The 1,661-nt window shown below is 68.2% G+C and carries 2 protein-coding genes; one reads left to right on the top strand and one right to left on the bottom strand.

Translation table 11 applies throughout. The features are described from left to right. The first annotated feature begins 113 nt into the window (after nucleotides 1-113). The gene (locus ACFYMM_RS44380) at nucleotides 114-647 is read left to right on the top strand and encodes a hypothetical protein (protein ID WP_388398558.1); all 534 of its coding nucleotides are present in this window, start codon (nucleotides 114-116) and stop codon (nucleotides 645-647) included. On the opposite strand, the gene ACFYMM_RS44375 is transcribed toward ACFYMM_RS44380, so the two are convergent. Then, nucleotides 604-1,521, bottom strand: a complete 918-nt coding sequence (locus ACFYMM_RS44375; RefSeq protein WP_388398555.1) for an IS5 family transposase — start codon at nucleotides 1,519-1,521, stop codon at nucleotides 604-606. The two genes, ACFYMM_RS44380 and ACFYMM_RS44375, sit on opposite strands and share 44 nt — an antisense overlap. Nucleotides 1,522-1,661: the final 140 nt, after the last annotated feature.

Genomic DNA, 1,661 nt, shown 5'->3' with positions numbered 1-1,661 from the left:
AGAAGCCGTTGTTTTTCCGGAGTTGAAGACTGCTTTTTCGCTGGTCGGGCATAGGGTCGACGATCCCGTGGGAGTAGTGGCCTGTCGTGCTGTCGCTGCCCGGGAGGTCGTGGATGCCGTCGGTGGTTGGGCTGTTGGAACAGCGTGAGCTGGGTGCTCGCCGTCGGGTGGACGAACTGCGGGAGGAAGCCGACCGCGTCCAGGCCGAGCTGGCCGTGGCCGAGCGGGAATGGAAGGAGTGGGTCATCGCCCGCTCGCGGGTCGGCGAGGTGCTGGCACCGGTGGACGAGACCGAAGATCACGCCCGGACCGAGCGGGCGATGCCGGCCGAGGAGGCATCATCAGCGTCGAGGGCCGCGAAGCCGAAGTCGCAGGTACCCATGTGGCGTGAGGGACTGGCCTGGTCTGTGCTGTCGATCGACTACCAGCGCATTCTGCAGGCTCTTGCGGACCGGCATCGCCTCCGTCAAGGGCCGCTGACCTGCCAGGAGATGGCCGTCTTGTTCGGCCTGGACGCGGTGCCGGCGAAGGTGGAGGCGCTGCGGTCGAAGGCGAAACGCCTGGTCGCGCGCGGCTGGCTGGTCGAACAGCAGCCGGGCCGCTTCACGCTCGCGCAGAAGGTGACCGGGCCAGGCGCCGGGTCATGAGCAGGGTCATCGACCAGTAGACCATCGCCTCGGCGCTGGTGGTGCGGCGCTCGAAGTCGCGCACCAGACGGCGGGTGCGCATCAGGTGGGCGAAAAGGCGCTCGACGATCCACCGCTTGGGCAACACCACGAAGCCACGCATGTCGTCGCTGCGCTTGACGATCGCCAGGACCAGGGTGAGCGTGGCCAGGCAGTGCTCGACGAGACTGCCGGTGTAGCCGCCATCCGCCCAGACCAGGGCCAGCCTGTAGTGCGCGTCGGCGACTTGGTGCAGCAGGACCTGGGCGGGGGCGCGGTCGCCGACATCCGCGGCGGTGACCATCACCGCGAGCAGCAGGCCGAGGGTGTCGACCACGACATGCCGCTTACGGCCGTTGATCAGCTTGCCGCCGTCGAAGCCGCGGCTGTCGGAGCCGACGACCGCGTCCGCCTTCACCGACTGCGAGTCGATCACTCCGGCCGTCGGCTCCGTGTCGCGGCCCGCCTTCTCGCGGACCTGCGCACGTAGCCGGTCGTGGAACTCCTTGACCAGGCCGTGGTCGCGCCAGCGGCGGAAGAATGCGTAAACCCGGTCCCACGGCGGGAAGTCGGCGGGCATCGCCCGCCACTTGATGCCGTTGTCCACGAGGTAGCGGATTGCATCGAGTACAGCCCGGTGGCAGTACGCCTCCGGCCGGCCGCCGCGACCACGCATCCAGCCCGGCACCGGCAGCAACGGCCGGACGGCCGCCCACTCCGCGTCCGTCATGTCCGTCGGGTAGCGCGCCTGCCGCAATGCATTGTCGGCGGCGTTTCCGAACCGGTGAGCCAGGCAGTCACACTCCCAGGTGACCGAGCTGGACTGCCCGGCCGTCGGCACGGAAGACTGCTGCATCAGGGCCTCCTGCTGCTCGGTGATTCGACACCAACGAGCTGTTCAGGAGGCCCTGTCCGTATGCGCCACGCCCCCACGATCACCCAATCGGGACTCCCGTTCGACGCTCATCTCTCAAGATCGGAAAGACAACAACTACT

The organism is Streptomyces sp. NPDC006739, assembly GCF_042869815.1.
GTDB lineage: Bacteria > Actinomycetota > Actinomycetes > Streptomycetales > Streptomycetaceae > Streptomyces.
The sequence above is the reverse complement of the archived record's forward strand: the minus strand, read 5'-3'. Positions and strand labels throughout refer to the sequence as shown.

Bases quoted from the DNA above. Each gene is read 5' to 3' on its own strand.
- ACFYMM_RS44380 (WP_388398558.1), top strand. From the start codon at position 114: ATGCCGTCGGTGGTTGGGCTGTTGGAACAGCGTGAGCTGGGTGCTCGC.
- ACFYMM_RS44375 (WP_388398555.1), bottom strand. From the start codon at position 1,521: ATGCAGCAGTCTTCCGTGCCGACGGCCGGGCAGTCCAGCTCGGTCACC.